20 protein-coding genes are annotated in these 19,497 nt (G+C 60.6%); 10 read left to right on the top strand and 10 right to left on the bottom strand.

Annotated features, from left to right (window positions below; translation table 11 throughout):
* The first annotated feature begins 253 nt into the window (after positions 1–253).
* The 4 genes from rarD (at position 254) to DFP86_RS17105 (ending at position 3,642) form a co-directional block, all read left to right on the top strand.
* A complete protein-coding gene (gene rarD, locus DFP86_RS17090; protein WP_133683523.1) occupies positions 254–1,147 on the top strand; it encodes an EamA family transporter RarD in 894 nt (297 codons plus the stop codon).
* 109 nt (positions 1,148–1,256) lie between these two features.
* Positions 1,257–1,889, top strand: coding sequence for a helix-turn-helix transcriptional regulator (locus tag DFP86_RS17095; RefSeq protein ID WP_133683525.1), 633 nt, complete (start codon positions 1,257–1,259; stop codon positions 1,887–1,889).
* Positions 1,890–1,927: 38 nt separating this feature from the next.
* The gene (locus tag DFP86_RS17100; protein ID WP_133683527.1) at positions 1,928–3,235 is read left to right on the top strand and encodes an L-cysteine desulfidase family protein; all 1,308 of its coding nucleotides are present in this window, start codon (positions 1,928–1,930) and stop codon (positions 3,233–3,235) included.
* A gap of 26 nt (positions 3,236–3,261) precedes the next feature.
* Positions 3,262–3,642 carry a RidA family protein gene (locus DFP86_RS17105; RefSeq protein WP_133683529.1) on the top strand — a complete coding sequence of 127 codons (381 nt, stop codon included), beginning with the start codon at positions 3,262–3,264 and terminating at the stop codon, positions 3,640–3,642.
* A 102-nt stretch (positions 3,643–3,744) separates the two neighbouring features.
* Here DFP86_RS17105 and DFP86_RS17110 read toward each other — a convergent pair whose 3' ends face one another.
* Complete coding sequence (locus tag DFP86_RS17110; protein WP_133683531.1) at positions 3,745–4,536, bottom strand: inositol monophosphatase family protein; 792 nt, start codon at positions 4,534–4,536, stop codon at positions 3,745–3,747.
* Positions 4,537–4,628: 92 nt separating this feature from the next.
* On the opposite strand from DFP86_RS17110, the gene DFP86_RS17115 reads away from it, so the two are divergent.
* Positions 4,629–5,360 carry a 16S rRNA (uracil(1498)-N(3))-methyltransferase gene (locus DFP86_RS17115; RefSeq protein ID WP_133683533.1) on the top strand — a complete coding sequence of 244 codons (732 nt, stop codon included), beginning with the start codon at positions 4,629–4,631 and terminating at the stop codon, positions 5,358–5,360.
* Here the strand turns inward: DFP86_RS17115 and DFP86_RS17120 are convergent.
* The 3 genes from DFP86_RS17120 to hutC form a co-directional block, all read right to left on the bottom strand.
* On the bottom strand, positions 5,345–5,902 hold the full coding sequence (locus tag DFP86_RS17120) for a hypothetical protein (RefSeq protein ID WP_133683535.1): 558 nt from the start codon (positions 5,900–5,902) through the stop codon (positions 5,345–5,347). The genes DFP86_RS17115 and DFP86_RS17120 overlap by 16 nt on opposite strands.
* A gap of 73 nt (positions 5,903–5,975) precedes the next feature.
* The gene (locus DFP86_RS17125; protein WP_133683537.1) at positions 5,976–6,833 is read right to left on the bottom strand and encodes a D-hexose-6-phosphate mutarotase; all 858 of its coding nucleotides are present in this window, start codon (positions 6,831–6,833) and stop codon (positions 5,976–5,978) included.
* Positions 6,834–6,944: 111 nt separating this feature from the next.
* Entirely contained in the window at positions 6,945–7,664 is a 720-nt protein-coding gene (hutC, locus tag DFP86_RS17130; protein WP_133683539.1) for a histidine utilization repressor, read from the bottom strand.
* Positions 7,665–7,854: 190 nt separating this feature from the next.
* On the opposite strand from hutC, the gene DFP86_RS17135 reads away from it, so the two are divergent.
* Both DFP86_RS17135 and DFP86_RS17140 read left to right on the top strand, forming a co-directional pair.
* Positions 7,855–8,292, top strand: a complete 438-nt coding sequence (locus tag DFP86_RS17135; RefSeq protein ID WP_133683541.1) for an Mpo1 family 2-hydroxy fatty acid dioxygenase — start codon at positions 7,855–7,857, stop codon at positions 8,290–8,292.
* Positions 8,293–8,452: 160 nt separating this feature from the next.
* Complete coding sequence (locus DFP86_RS17140; RefSeq protein ID WP_133683543.1) at positions 8,453–9,943, top strand: C69 family dipeptidase; 1,491 nt, start codon at positions 8,453–8,455, stop codon at positions 9,941–9,943.
* 76 nt (positions 9,944–10,019) lie between these two features.
* On the opposite strand, the gene DFP86_RS17145 is transcribed toward DFP86_RS17140, so the two are convergent.
* Positions 10,020–11,456 (bottom strand): aminotransferase-like domain-containing protein, encoded by a 1,437-nt coding sequence (locus tag DFP86_RS17145; protein ID WP_243729429.1) that lies wholly within the window; start codon positions 11,454–11,456, stop codon positions 10,020–10,022.
* 128 nt (positions 11,457–11,584) lie between these two features.
* On the opposite strand from DFP86_RS17145, the gene DFP86_RS17150 reads away from it, so the two are divergent.
* Both DFP86_RS17150 and DFP86_RS17155 read left to right on the top strand, forming a co-directional pair.
* The gene (locus DFP86_RS17150; protein WP_133683547.1) at positions 11,585–12,802 is read left to right on the top strand and encodes a benzoate/H(+) symporter BenE family transporter; all 1,218 of its coding nucleotides are present in this window, start codon (positions 11,585–11,587) and stop codon (positions 12,800–12,802) included.
* A gap of 135 nt (positions 12,803–12,937) precedes the next feature.
* Positions 12,938–14,323: an aminopeptidase P family protein gene (locus tag DFP86_RS17155; RefSeq protein WP_133683549.1), complete on the top strand. Its 1,386-nt coding sequence runs from the start codon at positions 12,938–12,940 to the stop codon at positions 14,321–14,323.
* Between the two features lie 83 nt (positions 14,324–14,406).
* Here the strand turns inward: DFP86_RS17155 and DFP86_RS17160 are convergent, their stop codons facing one another.
* Both DFP86_RS17160 and ompR read right to left on the bottom strand, forming a co-directional pair.
* Entirely contained in the window at positions 14,407–15,726 is a 1,320-nt protein-coding gene (locus DFP86_RS17160) for an ATP-binding protein (RefSeq protein WP_243729430.1), read from the bottom strand.
* Positions 15,723–16,448 carry an osmolarity response regulator transcription factor OmpR gene (ompR, locus tag DFP86_RS17165; protein ID WP_133683551.1) on the bottom strand — a complete coding sequence of 242 codons (726 nt, stop codon included), beginning with the start codon at positions 16,446–16,448 and terminating at the stop codon, positions 15,723–15,725. Before ompR ends, DFP86_RS17160 begins: the two co-directional genes overlap by 4 nt.
* A 247-nt stretch (positions 16,449–16,695) precedes the next feature.
* On the opposite strand from ompR, the gene DFP86_RS17170 reads away from it, so the two are divergent.
* On the top strand, positions 16,696–17,043 hold the full coding sequence (locus tag DFP86_RS17170; RefSeq protein ID WP_133683553.1) for a hypothetical protein: 348 nt from the start codon (positions 16,696–16,698) through the stop codon (positions 17,041–17,043).
* A 3-nt stretch (positions 17,044–17,046) separates the two neighbouring features.
* Here DFP86_RS17170 and DFP86_RS17175 read toward each other — a convergent pair whose 3' ends face one another.
* Genes DFP86_RS17175 through DFP86_RS17185 form a run of 3 tightly spaced genes read right to left on the bottom strand, consistent with a single transcriptional unit; the run spans position 17,047 to position 19,408 of the window.
* Complete coding sequence (locus tag DFP86_RS17175; protein ID WP_133683555.1) at positions 17,047–18,021, bottom strand: quinone oxidoreductase family protein; 975 nt, start codon at positions 18,019–18,021, stop codon at positions 17,047–17,049.
* Positions 18,018–18,635: a YqiA/YcfP family alpha/beta fold hydrolase gene (locus DFP86_RS17180; RefSeq protein ID WP_243729431.1), complete on the bottom strand. Its 618-nt coding sequence runs from the start codon at positions 18,633–18,635 to the stop codon at positions 18,018–18,020. The genes DFP86_RS17175 and DFP86_RS17180 overlap by 4 nt, the downstream gene beginning before the upstream one ends.
* A gap of 17 nt (positions 18,636–18,652) precedes the next feature.
* The gene (locus DFP86_RS17185) at positions 18,653–19,408 is read right to left on the bottom strand and encodes a substrate-binding periplasmic protein (protein ID WP_166642318.1); all 756 of its coding nucleotides are present in this window, start codon (positions 19,406–19,408) and stop codon (positions 18,653–18,655) included.
* Positions 19,409–19,497: the final 89 nt, after the last annotated feature.

Here is a 19,497-nt window from a genome sequence, read left to right on the forward strand (position 1 = left end):
GGTGCCCGGCTCTTGTGCTGATCGGTAAATCAAGCGGCCAGGTTATGCCTTGTGGGCAGCGATAATCTATTTGTAGTTCGGCAGGACGATGTTGGCAGAATATAAGTTACGTTCACGTAAACGTCAAAGGCGACGTCGGCAAAATATCACGTCAGGATGGAACGCGAAGCGAAATGCCGATCAGGAAAGGCTGGGCGCATACCGCTACATACAGGTAAGCTGTGGCTATCACAATACAAATCAATGCTGATCGATGTCTTCGAAATCTGCCGAATCCGGCCATGGCGTGTTGTACGCCATCGGTGCTTACCTCTGCTGGGGACTCTTCCCGCTCTATTGGAAACCGCTGCATCAAGTCGCCCCCCTGCAAATCCTGTGTCATCGCCTAGTCTGGTCCGCGGTCTTCGTGCTGATTTTGTTGGCGGTACGGCGCCAATGGGATTGGCTACAACCATTTCGTCGCGAGCCGAGGCGGCTCGGCGTGTTTTTCCTGTCCTCGGTAATGCTGTCCAGCAATTGGTTGTTGTATATCTGGGCGGTCACTTCGGGCCATATCGTCGAATCCAGCCTGGGCTATTTCATCAATCCGCTCGTCAATGTCCTGTTGGGGCGGTTGGTGCTGGGCGAGCGGCTTGGCCGGCTGCAGAAGGCGGCAGTCGCACTGGCGACGGCCGGGGTGCTGTGGTTGACACTGCAATTGGGCGCGGTGCCGTGGGTGGCGCTGGGCCTGGCGGTGACGTTCGGCCTGTATGGCTTGATGCGCAAGCGTGCGCCATTGCCCTCGCTCGAGGGGTTGGCGATGGAGACGTTTTTGCTGGCCCCGGCGGCATTGCTGCTGCTGGTTGTGCTGGAAGTGCGCGGCGAGGGTAGTTTCGGCCATTTGCCTACGCTTCAGAATGCGATGCTGATCGGTGCCGGGGCGGTGACCGCCGTACCGTTGTTACTGTTCGCCAACGGCGCTCGCCGTCTGAAACTGGCTACTCTGGGCGTGATTCAGTACATCAGCCCCACTTTGCAACTGCTGCTCGGCGTGCTGTTGTATCAAGAAACATTCGATCACACCCGGGCCATCGGCTTCGTGCTGATCTGGGCGGCGCTGTTGGTTTATTCGCTCAGTAGCCTGCGCGCGTTGTTGCGCGGACGATAAACCGCGGCTGTCATAAGTTTGAGCAGGATCAGACCTGCCGCAGTGACTAGAAAAATCCTCGCAATGATAAATATAATCTCATTGTGAGGATTTTTCTTTTATCGACACCATGAAACTAACGATCGACGCTGAAGTTCTGGCCGATTTTGTGTCCGCCCTTCTGGGGCCGGATAGCGAGATCGCCGTGCACGACCTTTCCGATCCCACCGCCTCGCTGTGCATTATCCGTAACGGCGTGCTTTCCGGTCGCGGCATCGGCGCGCCGGCGACCGATCTGGCCAGGCGGTTGGCGCAAGAGTGCAGTGGCGCCGAGGGCGACGATTTCCGTGTCGATTATCGTAGCAAGGCCGCCAGCGGCCTATCGCTGCGTTCGTCGACGCTGGTGTTCAAGGATGAGGATGGCCAGGTTCGGGCCATGTTCTGCGTCAATACCGACGATAGCCGATACCGCCGGGCACTGGATGCCGTGCAGGCGCTGTTGCCAGCCGATCTATCGCAGGAAAGGCATCAGGAGAACCTGTCGGCTTCGGTCGACGATGTTGGACTGGACATCATGAAAGCGGTGCTGGACCAGTTCGAGGTCGATCCGCTCCGATTGTCGCCCGAAGAAAAATCCCAGGTGGTTCTGGAGTTCGATCGCCGCGGATTGTTTTCCATTCGTGGTTTCGTCGCACGCGCGGCGCAGGTGCTGGATATCTCCGAGCCGACCTTGTACCGCTATCTCAAGCAAAGCAGAGATTGAATATGAATAACCCGGTTTCTTCCCCCTCGACCCAAGACATGACTACTTCCACGCCGAATACCGCATTGTGGCCGGAATATCTGAAGGCACTCCGCCAGGAAGTGGTGCCGGCGCTCGGCTGTACCGAGCCGGTCTCGCTGGCGCTGGCCGCCGCCATCGCCACGCGCGAACTCGGCCGCCCGGTCGAGCGCATCGAAGCGCGTGTCTCGGCCAATTTGATGAAAAACGGCATGGGCGTGACTGTGCCGGGTACCGGCACGGTCGGGCTATTGATCGCCGCGGCAGTCGGTTCGATCGGCGGCGACCCGGATGGCCGCTTGCAGGTGCTCAAGGGGCTGACCGATGTCCAGGTGGCTCAGGCCAAGGCGATGATCGCTGAAGGTCGGGTAACGCTCAATGTGGCCGAGGTGCCGAATATCCTTTATGCCGAGGCCGAAGTTTGCGCGGGCACCGACCGTGTACGCGTTTGCATCGCCGACGCCCACACCAATGTGGTGCGCATAGAACGCAATGGCCAGGTATTGTTCGCCGCCGCCACCGATACCGCTCAGGACGATTCGCCGTATGACCTAGGCGCCGCCAGTGCTCGCGATGTTTTCCAATTCGCCATGCACGTGCCGCTGGCGCAGATCGAATTCCTCGCCGAGGCCGCCGAGCTCAACAATGCGCTGTCGCTGGAGGGCATGAGCGGCAAATACGGTTTGCACATCGGTGCCACGCTGCAGCGCCAGAGCCTGTCCGGCCTGATGCCGGCGGGGCTGATGACCGAGATTCTGACCCGCACCACCGCGGCTTCCGACGCGCGCATGGGCGGCGCCACCTTGCCGGCCATGAGCAACTCCGGCTCGGGCAACCAAGGCATTGCCGCAACCATGCCGGTGCTGGTGGTGGCCGAACATGTCGGCGCCTCGCGCGAGCAACTGCTGCGTGCGCTGACGCTATCGCACTTGATGGCAGTGTATATTCACAGCCGGCTGCCCAAGTTATCGGCGCTGTGTGCGGTGACCACCGCCTCGATGGGGGCGGCGGCCGGCATGGCCTATCTGCTCGACGGTGGGGCGGGAACGGTCAATATGGCGATTTGCAGCATGATCGGCGATTTGGCCGGCATGATCTGCGACGGCGCGTCCAATAGTTGCGCAATGAAAGTGTCCACATCGGTGTCCGCCGCCTGGAAGGCGGTATTGATGGCGCTCGACGGTACCAGAGTGACCGGCAACGAGGGTATCGTGGCCGAGGAGGTCGATCGCTCGATCCGCAATTTGGGCGAACTGGCCTGTCAGGGCATGCAACAGACGGACGAGCAAATCTTGCATATCATGATGCACAAGAGTGTCGCCGCCTGATTTACATTCAACCAAGGAAGATCGCAATGAAAGAGATTCTGCATACCGATACCGCGCCGGCGGCCATCGGTCCGTATTCGCAAGGCACCGCCTTTGGTCAACTGGTGTTCACCTCGGGTCAGATTCCGCTCGACCCCAAAACCGGCGAAGTCGTGGGCGGGGGCATCGAAGAGCAGTCGCGCCGCGCGATGGAAAACCTGGTTGCCGTGCTGGCGGCTGGCGGCGCCAAGCCTACCAATGTGTTGAAGACGACTTGCTTTCTGGCCGACATGGGCGACTTCGCCAAATTCAATGCGGTGTATGCGGAATACTTCGGCGAAAACTCGCCGGCGCGCTCGTGCGTCGCGGTCAAGACTTTACCGAAGAACGTGTTGGTCGAAGTCGAAGCCGTCGCTGTGCGCGGCTGATGGGATGAAGCGGGTAGGTGCGTTGCCGGCGGGTTGATGCGTTGCTTCGCGAACGCATCCTACGCAATGAGAACGTGCATTCGCCGTAGGCAATGCACGTTTTTATTGATTGTTCCTGACCCAACGGTGCCACTGGGCGAACATCTCGGCGTCGCGGGCGGCGACGACCGAGCGCTTCCACGGTACATCGGACCAAAAATCGTCTTGCTGCAGCGAGGCAAGACGTCCGCCCGCCTCCTCAAGAATCAATGCGCCGGCGGCATAATCCCACAGACGTTGGCCGCCGTGCAGGTACACATCGAAGCGCCCGGCGGCCAGGTAGCACCAGTCGAGCGTGCTCGAACCCATGCTACGTTGACTGCCGAATGGCGCCACGCTGTTGAGACGGGCGGCGAGCCGAGCCGAACACAAGTATTTGAGATCCAGCCCGGCAATGGCTTCGCTCATCGGGTTGGCGTTTTTCTTCAGTGGCAACGGCGTGCCGTTGAGGAAGGCGCCGCCGCCCTGGGTGGCGCAGTAGAGCTCTTGGGTCATCGGGTTATAGATGACGCCAAGCGTGCTGCGGCCGTTTTGCATCAGCGCGACGGAGATGGCGAAATGGGGTAGGCCGTTGATGAAGTTGGTGGTGCCGTCGATCGGGTCGACCACCCATAAGCCCTCGAGTTGGCGTAACCAGAGCGCATCCTGCTCCTGGCGCGTCATTTCCTCGCCCAGCACCGGGTAGGGCAGGATACCCGGCAGTTCGGCTTCCAGTGCCGATTGACAGGCGAGGTCGGCTTCGGTCAACAGGCTACCGTCTTCCTTACGCGTATGGCCGACGCGCAGGAAACGCGGCAACACTTCGCGTTCCGCGATGTCCCGCAGCAGCTCCCCTACCTGTTCAATAACCTGCATGCTGGTTTCCTTTATAATTGGCCGGGTAGAGTTAGCATGTCGCAATGCACAAGATTCTCTGATTGTAACCAATACACGGGATTATTGCTGTTATGGCAAGGTTTTTTGTCGACGTTCCGCTGCACCCGGGTCTCACGTTGGATCTACCCGAGCCGGTCGTGCGCCATTTGCAGGTTCTGCGCTTGCGCGAAGGCGAGGCTCTGACCCTGTTCAACGGGCTGGGCGGCGAGTTTTCCGCCACGCTCACCCAGTTGGGCCGGCGCGAAGCGCTTTGCGAACTGGGGGCCCATGATGCCGTTTCACGTGAATCGCCGATCTGGCTTGGCTTGGCTCAAGCCATTTCCAGCGGCGAGCGCATGGACTTCACGCTGCAAAAAGGGGTGGAGATGGGCGTCAGTGTGTTCCAGCCGTTGGCGGCGCGCCGTTCGGTGGTCAAGTTGTCGGGCGAGCGCGCCGACAAGCGACTGCAGCGCTGGCAGGAGATCGTCGTCTCAGCCTGCGAGCAGAGCGGGCGCACCGTGATTCCGCAGGTGCTGCCGATCCTGTCGGTCGAGGAATGGCTAGCAAGACAGGATGAGGTGCCGGTCAGGTTGCTGTTGTCGCCGTTGGGTAGCAAGCGCCTGGTGGATATTGCCCAGCGGCCGGCGGCGGCCTGGCTGATGGCCGGGCCGGAGGGGGGCTATACCTCGGAGGAGGAACAGGCGGCGCTGGATGCCGGTTGGACGCCGCTCAAGCTCGGTGGACGCGTATTGCGCACCGAAACGGCGGCGTTGGCCGCCGTGGCTGCTCTACAGACGGTGTGGGGCGATTACGCCTTCAGTTGATAGATCAGCTTGCCGTCGAACAGAATTTGGTCGGCGGCGAGTTTGATACTGCCGGGGGGCGCAGCGCGCTCGAAGTGATAGCGCAGGCCCTGATATTCGATCCAGCTCGAGATCAGCGTGCCGTCGAACTTACCGAGAATCTCTTGCGAATGCAGCACGTCCTCGCTGTCGTTGAGCACCATGCCAATGGCGGCGGGCGCACTTTCCTCCGGCAATTCCCACTCGCGATGATGCACCGGCTGCGGCAAATTGCGCACGGTCATGCGCAACCACAGGGCAAATAGCCAGTCGGGCGCAAGTACCCGATGCACATGGCGATTATCGGTAATGACGCAAGCGACCGAAAAACGTTTTTGGCAAACCGGGCAACTGGCCTTGGCCGATACGAAAATCCTGTTTTCCAACAACGAAGCGATGCCATGCATGGTGTCGGCGGTCACCATGTTGCCGCAACGCGGGCAATGCTTGGCGAAGCGGCGCACCTTGGTGCCGTTGGCGAAACTGATAGGCAGAAAGCGAGAAATTTTGTCTGGTCTGGCCATGCGCGACGGATCCACTGCGGAAGATCGGAAAAAAGGCCGGGCGGTATAAGAGTAACGCCCGGCTTTCCGACGATTATAGCGGGATCGCCATCAGACGTGTGCCTAATGTATGGCTTTCGCCTGCTTCGATCTGCCGGGCATCGTCCTCTGCGTTGGCGGCTTCGATACAGAAGAAGTCTCGCCAGCCGTCGGGAGGCAGGTCTTTCAGCGTCCGAGCCTTGTCCTCGCCCGGATTCCACAGCACCAGGCTGTCCGAGCCGGCGTTTTCCACCACGATCTGGCGCTGCCAGACCTCGTCCACCAACGTGACGCCGGTTCTGCCGTAAACGATGAGATCCAGCTCGCCTCGGCAGGGCAGCGTATCTTCATACAGGACGCCGGATTGCCGGTGCACTTTGTCTTGATAGCGTCCGTGCGCCAAACCCTGAACCCGGGCGCTGTCGGCATTGCCGATGGCCAGATAGGTATGCAGCGCTGCCGAATAACTTCGCGCCGTCGTGCCATGGTTATGGGTGGTTAGGGTGATGTCGACGTGGGCGGCGCAAAGCTGCAGGCAGCTCTCCACTTTGAGTCCATGAAAATCCGGTCCCAGCAGTTCGACGCTGAAACCGTCGTCGGTTCGAGAGACATCGCTCAGCGTCCAGCGTGCGGTACGAGCAACGCCATGTTGCGGCAGAGCGGCGTCGTGGGGGTGCGGGCCGAACCAGGGCCAGCAAACCGGTACACCGCCGCGGATGGCCTTGCCCTGCACGCGATATGCCAGTGGCGACAGGTAGAGCAGCGGCGGTTGGCCATGAGCCTGATAGGCTGTCAATTGTCCGCCGTCGAGGGAAATTTCGGCTTGAAAGGCGTCGTGCTTGAGCGTCAGGGTCGGACCGCCCTGTTCGTTATCATGCAAGGTGGCGCCGGGGACAAGAGACTTCTGGGTCATGGTCGTTCTCGATCGATCGATATAAACAGAGTGTAGCTGGCTTTGCAGCCCGCAACATGACGATGGCCGTCTGCGCGCGTTTTGCACCAAGTATTCGCCAGTGGCGTGCGCTTAATCCAGTTGAGTTTGCGAACGCAGCTTGTAGCGTGTGCCTGGGTGTAACAGGCGGGCAAAGCTCACCAGATTGCGATGCGACCAGGTTCGGCGAAAAACCAACAAACAGGGTTCGGTCGCAGAAATTTCGAGCATGGCCTGCTCTTCGCGCTGCGGCATCACCGCTTCGACCGTGTGTTCAATGTCCGTTAGCGGCGAATGCTGCATCAGGTAGTGGTTCGGCGTGATGCGCGTAAAGTCCTGCGCCAGGTAATCGGGTGCCCAGCTCGGATTGACGAAGCGGTCTTCCAACTGCACCGGAATGCCGTCTTCGCGATGCACCAGTAGCGAGTGATAGATCGTGGCGCCGACATGCACGCCTAATTGCAGCGCGATATGCTCGGTGGCCGGTTCGGCACGCAGGGTATAAAGCGTGATGCTGTGGTTGTGGCTGCGCGCCTGGATTTCCTGCGCGATGTTGTTGACGTCCAAGAGCGGCGCCTCGGCCTTGCGTTCGGCCACGTAGGTGCCGTCGCCGGCGAAACGTAGCAGGATGCCGGCTTCCGATAAATCGCGGATGGCTTTGTTGACGGTCATACGCGAAACGCCGAAGAGCTGGGCCAGTTCGATCTCAGGCGGAATTTTGCAGCCTGGCTGGAAGGTGCGCTTGGCGATTCCGTCGAGAATATACTCTTTGATGCGCTGATAGCGCGGCTGCCGCGGTGCGCGGTCAGCCATTAGTATTGAATCTTCCATTGGAATATCTTAGCGACTAGACCTTGGGGGCCGCACGATAGACATGCATTGGTTTGTGTTAGATCAACAGCTGGTCTATACAAATAAAAATATATGCAAATCAGATATTTGGACGAACGAGCCTGCTTTGTCGCGGGGCACTGCGGGGCGCATTTTTTAGCAAGGAGGCGCGATGACATTGCAAGAATGGCTCGATGTTTATGGCGAAAGCCACCAGCACCCGCTGAATGTTGCGATCCACAAGTTTTGTATCCCGGTGATTTTGTTCTCGATTCTAGGCTTGCTGTCGGCCTTTCCCCTGCCATTGAACCCGGCCTGGTTGTTGGTTGCCGCCGGGGTAGGGTTCTATCTCCGGCTGTCGCGGCGCATGGCGTTGGCGATGCTGCTGTTGTGTTTGCTGATGTTGCTGACGTTGGCGGCGCTGCGGCGTGCCGGCATTGATCTGCTGCAAATGAGTGTCGCCCTGTTCGTCGTGGCCTGGATCGGCCAGTTCATTGGCCATCGCATAGAGGGGCGCAAACCGTCCTTTTTCGACGATCTACGCTTTTTGATGATCGGGCCGGCCTGGACCTTGGCATCGCTGACAAAACATTGCCATATACGCTGGTAAAACAGGCTATAAATGCGCCTTATAGTGTTTGTTGCGGCAATGATCAACCCTATTGATTCACTTTGACATTCATCAAGCGGCATCAAGGTTGCCAAGTGAGCCGGCGTTTGGCCGGATTAGCATTGCTTCGTACCCATTTCGGGTCATGGAGACACACAACATGCATGGCAAACGAACCCTCTCTCTGCTTGGCGCCGCAGTGCTCGCGACTTTCGCTACCGATTATTCGATGGCTTGCTCCAGCGTCGTCGTCGGTAAGAACGCCTCCGCCGATGGCGCGATCATTATTTCGCGCAACGAAGACTATTACATCAATAACTGGAACAAGAAGCTGGTGATCCATCCGCGCCGCGACACCGACAAGGGCGAGATGATCAGCTTCAAGAACGGGCTGAAGGTTCCGGCACCGCAGACCATGCTGCGCTATACCGGCCTGACCGACTGGAATGGCGATACCACCGCCGCCGACGGCCCGTATGAAGAGCGCGGCGTCAACGAATTCAACCTGGCGATCTCCGCCACCAACAGCATGGATGTGAACGATGCCGCCAAGAAAGCCGACCCGCTGGTCGATAGTGGCGTGATCGAGGCCGACATTCCATCCTTTGTGCTGCCGATCGCCAAAAACGCGCGCGAGGCGGTGATGCTGCTGGGAAAGGTGGTCAGCGAGCAGGGTGCGGGCGAAGGGAACGGCATCTTGTTGGCCGACACAAAAGAAGTTTGGTACATGGAAATCGGCTCCGGTCACCACTGGATCGCCGTCAAGGTGCCGCAAGATAAGTACCTGTTCGTAGCCAACGGCATGCGCATTCACGACGTGAATCTGAACGATCGGGAAAACGTGCTATCCAGCGCCGGACTGGCGGAGTTCGTCGGCAAGAACAAGTTGCTCGACCATGTCGATGTGCAGCATTTCAATTTTGCCAAGGCGTTCGGCACGATCGGCGATCGCTATAACGTGGATCGCGAGTGGCTCGGTCAACATATGCTGACGCCGTCGCTCAGCCAGAAAACCCGCCAGGATCAATACCCGCTATTTTTGACACCGGATCGCAAAATCACCGTGGCCGAGATCGGCAACGTGTTACGTGCCGGATTCAAGGGCACTGAACTGGAGAAGATCAAGGACGCCGAACGGCCGATGGGTGTCGATCGCACGATCGAAACCCATGTGTTCGAACTTCGCGCCGACATGCCGAAAGAATTGCAAGTGCTGACCTGGCAGGCATTCGGTAGTCCGGCATCCGCCGTGTTTATGCCGATGTACGAGAATGCGATGAAGGAGGTGCCCTCGGCGCTGCGGCTCGGCACGGAAGTGTATGAAAACCAATCGGCCTATTGGGCATTCCGTGCCAACTCGACGTTGGCGCAGACTAACCCCGGTAAGTACGCATCGGTGCTCGCCGGTTGGCAAAGCCACATCGAGGGCACTTTCCAAGAACAGCAGGCGTCGGTCGATTCCATGCTGAAGAAGCTTTACGCCCGGAACCCGGATGCGGCGCTCGGCTTCGCCAACCAGTGGAGCAACGGCAATGTGCTGTGGGCGGTGCAATCGGCCCGGGATGTGTTCCAGTCGTTGATGACCGATATGACCAAGTCGACCGAGAAGAAGTACACCCCGGCCGAATTGGAAAAGATCAAGGCGCTGTAAGCGGCGATCCGCCGAGCGGCGGAACGGGGCCGGCGGTTGGGCGCGGGATGCGCCCGACGCCGGTTTTTTTTATTGCTTAAAGCAACGATGCTCGCTGAGCGCCTTTTGCCAGCTCGCCGAGCGTGCGGATGGCATCGGCCTGTCGATCCGTCCAAGGGTAGCCCACGCTCAGTCGCAGGTGCCGGCGGAAATGCGGCTCGGCCGAGAACACCATGCCGGGCGCGAAGCTGATGGACGCTTGCAGCGCCCGCTGCAACAGCGCCAGGGTGTCGACCGTTTCCGGACACTCGACCCACATCAACATGCCGCCTTGCGGAGCGACGATGCGCGTGTCGAGCGGGAAGGCCTCCAGCACGGCCGACTGCATGCGCCGTGCCTGCTCTCGTAGATGTTGGCGCAAGCGCGCAGCCTGGCGGTCGTAAAGGCCGCTATTCAAACAATCGGCTATCGTTGCTTGTAGCAACGAAGAGGTGGCGAAGCTGTTGCTGACCTTGAGCCGTTCCATACGGCGGTGGTAGCGGCCACCGGAAAACCAGCCCAGCCGCAGTGTCGGTGCGAAGGATTTGGTGAAGGAGCTGCAGTAGATGATGCCGCCATCGCGATCCCATGCCTTAAGCGGTTTGGGATGATCGCTGCCGAAATACAGATCTCCGAAAACGTCGTCCTCGATGATGGGGATGTCATGACGCCGCATCATCTCGACCAGCCGTCGCTTGCTGTCGTCCGGCATCAAGCTGCCTGTCGGATTCTGAAAGTTGGCCACTGCCACCAAGCAGCGCACAGGCGGCCCCTGACGTAGGGCGAATGCCAGCGCTTCGAGCGAGATGCCCTCGCTCGGCGTACAGGGAATTTCCAGCACGCGCAGCCCGAGGCTTTCGATGGTCTGCAACAGACCGAAGTACACGGGCGTTTCCACCGCCACCACGTCGCCCGGGCGGGTTAGGCTGCGTAGCGCGAGTTGAATGGCTTCGGTGCAACCGTTTGTCATCGTCAACTGATCGGCCGGTAGGCTCATTTGCCACTCGTCGGCCAGGTGCTGCAGGCCGCCGTACAGCGCGTGACGCACGGCATTGGGTAGGTGGGCGCCGATTAACGACGCATCGTGCGCCAATTTGTGCTGTAGCCGACGCGACAATTCCGCCGAGGGGTAGAGGCTGTCGTCGCACTCTGCCATGTGCAGTTGAGTGGCGATACTGGATCCGGACAGCGACAGCAAGTTAGCGACATGGTCGTCGACCTGTACCCAGGTACCGGGCGGCGCTGGCGGTGACGGCGGTACCGGTTCGCGCTGGCGCTCGCCCGGCTGGATGGCGTAAAAGCCGCTACGCTCGCGCGCCTCGACCCGTTGCTGTTGCTCTAGCCAGCGATAGGCCTGCAGCGCGGTCAGGCTGTTGACGGCACAGCTGGCGGCCAGTTGCCGCACCGACGGCAAGCGACTGCCCGGCGGGTAGTCGCCTCGTGCCATGGCGGCGAGCAATTGTTCGGCGATATCGCGGTAGCGTGGGAAGGACATGACCATCCTGTTATATAGAACAGATTGTTCTAGCCTAATCTGTCACGGCCGGCATGCCAAGACTGTATCAGGGCAGGCTTCGCCTCGACGGGTAAGGTACGGGTCGTTGTCCCACCCAGGAGCAAGCTATGAATCGACTCAAACAACTGGCGGCGGATTGCTCGCTGTCGGCCATCCAGGCGGGATTGATTGCCGTGATCGTGTCATTGGCCGGCCCGTCGGTCTTGGTGTTTCAGGCCGCGCACGCGGCGCACTTCAGCGATGCGCTGACCTCGTCCTGGCTGGGCGCGATCGCCTTCGGCAGCGGCGTGGTCGGAGTGGTGCTGAGTCTGCGCTATCGCACGCCGGTGGTCATCGCCTGGTCGACGCCCGGTGCGGCGCTGCTGGTGACCATGCTGCCCGGCCACACGCCTGGCGAGGCGGTGGCCGCCTATCTGGCTGCCGCGTTGATCATCGCCGCCATCGGCTTGAGCGGCATCTTCGACGTTCTGATCCGGCACTTGCCGGCGTCGATTGCCGCCGCCATGCTGGCTGGCATCCTGTTCCGCTTCGGCACGGAGTTGTTTACCTCGATTGCCGCCGATCCGTTGCTGGTGCTGTCGATGCTGGCGGTCTATCTGGCCATGCGCCGCGCGAAGCCGCGTTATGCCGTGTTGACGGTGCTGCTCGTCGGTCTAGCGTTGCTTGCGGTGCAGGGACGGATTCATCTGCCGGCCCAGCCGTTGGCGTTGACCGCCCCGGTATGGGTCAGCCCGACATGGTCGTGGCGTGCCGTGCTGAATCTGGGCTTGCCATTGGCGTTGGTGGCGTTGACCGGGCAATACGTGCCGGGCATGGCGGTGCTGCGCGCAGCCGGCTATCGCTTACCATCGCGCCCGATCGTGGGCGGCAATGCACTGGCTTCGCTGCTGTTGGCGCCGTTCGGTGCACATGGCATCAATCCGGCGGCGATCACCGCGGCGATCTGTACCGGGCCGGAAGCCCATGTGGATAGCCGACGCCGCTATATCGCCGGTGTGGCCTGCGGGGTGTTCTATCTATTGGCCGGCTTGGCAGGCGGCACGCTGGCGCTGCTGTTTGCCGCCGTACCCAAGACCTGGGTGGCGGCGCTGTCCGGTGTGGCGCTATTTGGCGCCATTGGCAGCGGCTTGGCCGGCGCCATGCACGACGAGCCGCAGCGCGAGGCTGCGTTGATCACGTTCCTGCTGACGGCCTCGGGTATGCATTTCCTCGGTTTGGGCTCGGCATTCTGGGGGATCGTGGCCGGCGTGCTGGCACATGGGGTGCAACATCTGCGTTGGCGGCACCTACGGCCGTTGGCGCGTTCGGCCAGCGACACGGTATGAAACACGTCATCCCGCAAACCACACCCACGGCACCGGCGCGCCATGCACCGAGTCGTCGGCTGGCGCGTCATGCTACCCGGGTGTACATTGTGCATCGTCCCATTCCCGTGAAACCACGATAAAAGGTTCGATACGATGTTTGCCGCCGAGGTCTACCAACAACGCCGCAGCCGACTGCTGGCCGATGCCCAGCCGGGTTTGATGCTGTTTATCGGTAACGTGGATGCGCCGATGAATTATCTGCACAATCCCTATCCCTTCGTGCAGGACAGCACATTCCGCTATCTGTTCGGGCTGAACGACGCCGGATTGGCCGGCGTGGTCGATACCCGCGACGGCAGTGCGACGCTGTTCGGCAATGACGTCGATGTCGCCGATATCGTCTGGACCGGCGAATTGCCGACCTTGGTCGAACGCGGCGCCTCGGTCGGCGTGCGCGCAACCCGGCCCTATGCCGAGTTGGAGCAAGTGCTGCGCGAAGCCCTGCTCAAGGGCGTGACGGTCCAATACCTGGCGCCGTACCGCGCCGAGACGGTTCTGGAACTGGCTCGTCTGCTCGGTCGCACCGCCGACGCCGTCAAGCGTGGCGCATCGCAGGCACTGGCACAGCGCGTTGTGGCGCTGCGCGAAATCAAGGGGCCTGAAGAAATCGCCGAAATGGAACGCGCGCTGGAAGTGACGCGCGACATGCATATCGCCGCCATGAAGGCTGCGCGTCCGGGGACGGTGGAGTATCAGGCCGTGGGCGCGATGGAAGGTATCATGCGTGCTCGCGATTGGCAGTTGGCCTATCCGGTGATCTTCTCGCGCCGTGGCGAGGTGCTGCACAACCACCGCCATGACCAGGTGCTGCAGGCTGGCGATCTGGTCGTCAACGATACCGGCGCCAGCGCCGACTCCGGCTACGCCAGCGATATCACCCGCACCATCCCGGTGGGCGGCAAGTTCAGTGAACGCCAGCGCCCGCTGTACGAAACCGTGCTGGCCATGCAATTGAACGCCATTGCCGCCATGCGCCCCGGTGTCAGGTATTTCGACATGCACAAACTCGCGGCGCGTACCATGGTCGAGCACATGACCAAGCTCGGGTTCTTCAACGGCCCGGCGGAGAAGGTGGTCGATTCCGGCGCCTATGCCATTGCCTTTCCACACGGTCTGGGACACCAGATCGGTCTCGATGTGCACGACATGGAGAATTTAGGCGAAGACTTGGTTGGCTACGACGAGAGCCAGCCGCGTAGCGAGTTGTTCGGGCTGGGTTACCTGCGCATGGGCAAGGCGCTGCAGGCCGGCATGGTGATCACGGTCGAACCGGGGATTTATTTCATTCCGGCGTTGATCGATGCCTGGCGGCGCGAGGGTAAGTTCAGCGAAATGATCAACTACGATAAGTTCGATGCGTACCGCGACTTTGGCGGTATTCGCATCGAAGACAACGTGTTGGTGACCGAGAGCGGCAGCCGCGTGTTGGGTACGCCGATTCCCAAGACGGTGGCGGAGGTCGAAGCCGTCATGGCCTGATCGCCAGCGCTCGCATCAATGCAAACGGCAGCCGCGGCTGCCGTTTTTCTTGCTAGATCGTGGGGGCGGTTTCACGTGAAACGTCAGGCGGACGTCGGCAATGGCAAACGCACGACGACTTTGAACCCGCCTGTCTCGGTATCGGCGAAAGTCAGACTACCCTGGTGTTGGTTGACGATGCGCGACACGATGGCCAACCCCAGACCGCTGCCGCCGTCGGTGCCACGATGTGCCGCCAGCCGTTCGAACGGTGCCAGTGCCGCTTGACGCAACTCGGCCGGGATGCCCGATCCATGGTCGATCACGCTCAATACCGCATGGGTTTCGTCACAACCAACCAAGATCTCGACCGGCGGCTGGCCGTAACGCCTGGCATTGTCGATCAGATTGCTCAACAGGCGCTCCAGTGCCAGCGGGTCGGCCACGATTTCGGGCTCGGCGCTGACCGACAGGTGGAGGTCGAGATGTTCGCGCCGGAAGCGCGCAACGACGCTGCTTGCGAGCTCGGCCAGTGCCACCGGTTCGCTGCGTGGTTTTTCCTCGCTACGGGCAAAGTCGATGAATTGGCGCACGATGCCGGACATTTCGTCGATATCGCTTAGCATGCCGTTAGAGTCGGCGTTTTCGCCCTGCAATTCGACCATCAGCTTCAAGCGGGTCAGTGGCGTGCGTAGGTCGTGCGACAGACCGGCCAGCATCAATCGGCGCTCGCTGGCGGCGGCTTCGAGCGAGTGCGCCATGCGATTGAAGCCCGCAGTCAGCGCACGTATTTCGCTGGAGCCGATGTGCTCGTTGAGCGGCTCGGGGATGTGGCCAAGCGATAGTGCGCCGGAGGCCTTGACCACTCGGCGGATCGGCATGGTGGTGCGCCAGGCGATGGCGGATGCGACGAGGATGGCGCATAGCGATGCCAATAACGCAGCGAGCGACATCGAGCCGATGACATGATCCCGGAAACGACCCATGGGCACGATCAGCCAGTAGGGGGCGCCGAGAACGTGGACGCCGATCCATAATTGTCGCCGGTCCTGCAAGATGCGAACCTTGACCGATGGCTGCGTGCCGAGCTCCTTGCCTAGCCGTTCGGTGAGCAAGGATTCGAAATCGCTTAATTGAGAAGAAAAGACCAGACCCTTGTCCGCGCCAGCCGGCTGCAACTGGGTCAGCCAGGGGCGGTTATAGTCGGCCAGAAAAGCGGCCCGTTTGGCCGGCGGAATACTATCCAACCGGCCTTCGAAGTCGGCCAGGGTATCGACGACCTGGCCGTAGAACTGCTTGGCGATCAGCTCGCGCCGCTCGGTGACGACAATCCACCAGGTGATCAACTGCGTCGCCACCACGGTCAGGATGACCAAGAGCGCCAGGCGCAGAAACAGCGAACCGCCAATTTTGCGCAGGATCATTCTCGTGCTTGTCCATCAGGAACGAAGACGTAGCCGTAGCCCCAAACGGTCTGGATGTAGCGCGGTCCGGCGGTTTCGCTGTCCAGTGCCTTGCGCAGACGCGAAATGTGCACGTCGATACTGCGGTCGAGCGATTCGCCGTTACCCTTGCCCAACGCCATTTCCATCAATTGCTCGCGCGTCAGCGGCCGGCGCGGGTGCGTGGCCAGTACCGAGATCACGGCGAATTCGGCGCTGGTCAGCGTGATGGGTTTATCGTTCTGGCGCAGTTCGCGCTGCCCCAGGTTCAGGCAGAACTCGCCGAAGTGGATCAGGGCGTTTTCGTCGTGGCTGGCGGTCAGGGCCGGCGTGGCCAGGTGGCGGCGCAGTACCGACTGGATACGCGCGGTCAGTTCGCGCGGATTAAAGGGCTTGGGCAGGTAATCGTCGGCCCCCATTTCCAGGCCGAGGATACGGTCGATATCTTCGCCGCGCGCGGTCAGCATGATGACGGGGATCATCTCGCCTTGGGCGCGCAGACGGCGTACCAGGGCCAGACCGTCTTCGCCAGGCATCATCACGTCCAGTACCAGCAGATCTGGTCGATTGCGAGCAAGTTTCCGATCGATATCGCGGGCGTCCGGCAGGGTCTCGACCGAATAGCCTTGCTGATCAAGGTAGCGGGTCAGCAGCTCTCTCAATTTGGCGTCGTCGTCGACGACCAGGATTTTGTTTTTTTCCATGATGGTCAGAATAGCTGTAATTAGTCGGCCCGGGTAAAACCGGTATGTTCAAGTATTAAGGTATGACAAAGGCTACATAAATGTTAATTGTTTGGCCAATCAAGAACATGGATGGAACATAACCTGTCAGTAGAGTACCAAGACATCCGGGTATCGCGAGAGGTTTCATCCGATCGATTCTCGGCGGGTATACGACGGGTACAATGGCGTGATGAGGATACGGAAAACAACAGGGATATTCGCTTTATTGCTGCTGGGCCTGATGGCACAGGGCGAGGCGGCATCCACGACACCGGCGTCCGGACGCGATTGCGCGTCGCCGGTGACGCAGGTGTGTTCGATTCTCCCACCTTCTTCCGCTGAAGTGAGTTTGCGCGCGCTGCGTTTGCAAAATGCGGTCGACAATGGCGATCTGTCTCCCCAAGAAGCACAAAAGATTCTGATGAATCGTCATCGCATCCACAATGCGCATGCCTATAGCAACAGCAGTCAGCCGATGGCGACCACACCGCCGACTGGCAGTGGCCATAGGAATCGTTTCTGGCGCGAGGAGCGCCGTCGTATGGCGCCGGCCGATCCCACCGACCCCAATTGAAATCTAGGGCAGCATGATCAGCGAGCCGTTGGTCTGGCGCGATTCCAGATCGCGATGCGCTTCCGCTGCGTCTGCCAGTGCATAACGCTTCGATGGCGCGACCTTGACCGCGCCGGACAAGATGCGTTCGAACAGTGCATTGGCCGAGGTCTCCAACTCGGCACGGTTGGCGGTGTAATCGCCCAACCGGGGGCGCGTCAGAAACAGCGAGCCTTTCTGCGACAGCAGCAACGGCGAGAAGGGCGGCACTGGCCCAGACGCATTGCCGAAGCTGACCATCATGCCGCGGCGTGCCAGGCAGTCGAGAGAAGCTTCGAAGGTATCCTTTCCCACCGAATCGAACACGACCGGCACACCGGCACCGTCGGTCAGTGCGCGCACGCGCTGGGCGACATCTTCCTCGCGGTAGTTGATGACGTGTCGACAACCGAGCGCACGAACCAGCTCGGCTTTTTGCGCCGAGCCGACAGTGCCGATGACATGCACGCCAAGCGAAGTTAGCCATTGCACAGCAATTTGCCCCACACCGCCGGCCGCTGCGTGCCAAAGCACGGTTTGCCCGGCTTCGACCGCAAAGACGCGGCGGATCAGATACTCGACGGTCATTCCCTGCAGCATGACGCAGGCGGCCACTTCGTCCGAGATGTCATCGGGCAGTTTGACCAAGTGCGCGGCATCGATCACCCGTGCCTGGCAGTACGCGCCGGGAGGTCCGCCGGCATAAGCTACCCGGTCGCCGATGGACAAATGGGTCACGCCGGCGCCGATGGCCTCGACCACGCCGGCGGCTTCCTGGCCCAGCCCGGAAGGTAGCGGTAAGGGGTACAGACCTGAGCGCTGATAGGTGTCTATGAAGTTGATGCCGATGGCGGTGTGCCGCAAACGAACCTGCCCCGTCCCGGGGGCATCCAGCTCGACATCGATCAGCCGCAAGACCTCGGGACCGCCCGGTTGTTCGAAACGGATGGCTTTGTTCACTGCGAACTCCTTGTCGGCACGGCGAATGCCGGAAGATGGGGCAGACATTCAGGCCAGCGTTGCAGACGGTGATCGTCGCCGTTGTATACGGTCAAGCGGCTACCTGGGAAGTGGCGCGCGGCCGAGCGCCAGTCGAGCACCTCGTCGGCGCTGCCGAGTACGACCCAGAAGCGCTCTGGGTCGGGACGTTGCAGCCGGTGCGCAAGCAGCGCGGCCATGTCGGCGTCGTCAAGCCGATAGTGTTCGCCACTATATGGGTTGGTCTGCTCGCGCGGCAGACGGGCCAGATCGAGGTGTGGTTCGATGGCCGGATTGATCAGCACGGCGCGACGGTCCATCTGCTGTGCCAACCAAGCCGCGTAGAACCCCCCCAGCGAACTGCCGATCAGTAGCGTATCGGCCGGCAAACCGGCGATGAGATCATGCGCTTGCTGCAAGGCCAGGGCGGGGTGGACGGATAGCGCCGGGCAATGGAAACGGCTGTCGGGGGCATGTTGTCGCAGCCAATCGGCGGTTTCCCGCGCTTTGAGCGACTGCGGACTCGAATTGAAACCGTGCAGGTAGAGGTAATCCGTCATGATGATCGACAGTGAGCCGGCCTGGGCCGGCGACACTGTTCATTCTATTCTATCTATTCCGATTGCCATTGATAGCTGCGCAGAATGGCCTTGAATTTCCCTTGCTGCTGCAGGCGGCCAATGGCGCGGTTGAGCGTGTCGACGCTGAAGTGGGATTGGGGCGAGACCGCGCACATCGTCGGCGTCGAAGAGAACTGGAACGCGCTAAGCCGAATTTGCCGGGCCGTCTCGGAATTCGCCTTGGCCCAAACGCCATACTCCTGTTCGGAGACGATCGCCGCATCGGCGACATTGATGAGCAGTGCTTTCATCACCAGTTCCAGCCGGTCTTCGGTATCGCGGCTAGCCTTGCCGTTGGCCCACATCGACTCGAGCGACGGATAGCTGTAGCCGCGGATCGTGCCGATGCGCTTGCCGACCAAATCGCCGAGCGAATGCACCGGCGGTTTGCCCGCCAGTACGGCGACACGCTCGACCAATGGGAACATTTCGCGAGTCCACCCCAGTTGCCCGGCATCGCCGTACCAAACGGGGTTTGCGATACAGACAATGTCCACCTTGCCGTTTTCCAACGACGATTCCACCCGCTTGCGCGAGATGATCACGAAGTCGACTTTGCGTGCCAGCGCTTGGCCGAGAGCTTCGCCGATGTCTTTCGACATGCCGGATTTGAGTGTGTTTTGTTCGATGACGGCGATGGGCGGCCCCTCCGAGTCGGCCACGCCGATGCGTAGAGAGGTCGGCTGTCCAAGAACCAACAGCGGCAACAGCGATAAGCATAGGCCGCCGGTAATATGCAACTTATTCATATGGTTCGAAAACCTTGTTCTAAGGCTGTCGCTAGCGGATTTCATCATCATGCTATGATGAGTGACTCGTTAAAGTACTTTATTGTTGT

This window comes from Paludibacterium purpuratum, from assembly GCF_004363805.1.
GTDB classification, from domain to species: Bacteria; Pseudomonadota; Gammaproteobacteria; order Burkholderiales; family Chromobacteriaceae; genus Paludibacterium; species Paludibacterium purpuratum.

Coding starts and splice junctions, on each gene's coding strand:
- rarD (WP_133683523.1), top strand. CDS start 254: ATGTCTTCGAAATCTGCCGAATCCGGCCATGGCGTGTTGTACGCCATC.
- DFP86_RS17095 (WP_133683525.1), top strand. CDS start 1,257: ATGAAACTAACGATCGACGCTGAAGTTCTGGCCGATTTTGTGTCCGCC.
- DFP86_RS17100 (WP_133683527.1), top strand. CDS start 1,928: ATGACTACTTCCACGCCGAATACCGCATTGTGGCCGGAATATCTGAAG.
- DFP86_RS17105 (WP_133683529.1), top strand. CDS start 3,262: ATGAAAGAGATTCTGCATACCGATACCGCGCCGGCGGCCATCGGTCCG.
- DFP86_RS17110 (WP_133683531.1), bottom strand. CDS start 4,536: ATGCAGGTTATTGAACAGGTAGGGGAGCTGCTGCGGGACATCGCGGAA.
- DFP86_RS17115 (WP_133683533.1), top strand. CDS start 4,629: ATGGCAAGGTTTTTTGTCGACGTTCCGCTGCACCCGGGTCTCACGTTG.
- DFP86_RS17120 (WP_133683535.1), bottom strand. CDS start 5,902: ATGGCCAGACCAGACAAAATTTCTCGCTTTCTGCCTATCAGTTTCGCC.
- DFP86_RS17125 (WP_133683537.1), bottom strand. CDS start 6,833: ATGACCCAGAAGTCTCTTGTCCCCGGCGCCACCTTGCATGATAACGAA.
- hutC (WP_133683539.1), bottom strand. CDS start 7,664: ATGGCTGACCGCGCACCGCGGCAGCCGCGCTATCAGCGCATCAAAGAG.
- DFP86_RS17135 (WP_133683541.1), top strand. CDS start 7,855: ATGACATTGCAAGAATGGCTCGATGTTTATGGCGAAAGCCACCAGCAC.
- DFP86_RS17140 (WP_133683543.1), top strand. CDS start 8,453: ATGCATGGCAAACGAACCCTCTCTCTGCTTGGCGCCGCAGTGCTCGCG.
- DFP86_RS17145 (WP_243729429.1), bottom strand. CDS start 11,456: ATGTCCTTCCCACGCTACCGCGATATCGCCGAACAATTGCTCGCCGCC.
- DFP86_RS17150 (WP_133683547.1), top strand. CDS start 11,585: ATGAATCGACTCAAACAACTGGCGGCGGATTGCTCGCTGTCGGCCATC.
- DFP86_RS17155 (WP_133683549.1), top strand. CDS start 12,938: ATGTTTGCCGCCGAGGTCTACCAACAACGCCGCAGCCGACTGCTGGCC.
- DFP86_RS17160 (WP_243729430.1), bottom strand. CDS start 15,726: ATGATCCTGCGCAAAATTGGCGGTTCGCTGTTTCTGCGCCTGGCGCTC.
- ompR (WP_133683551.1), bottom strand. CDS start 16,448: ATGGAAAAAAACAAAATCCTGGTCGTCGACGACGACGCCAAATTGAGA.
- DFP86_RS17185 (WP_166642318.1), bottom strand. CDS start 19,408: ATGAATAAGTTGCATATTACCGGCGGCCTATGCTTATCGCTGTTGCCG.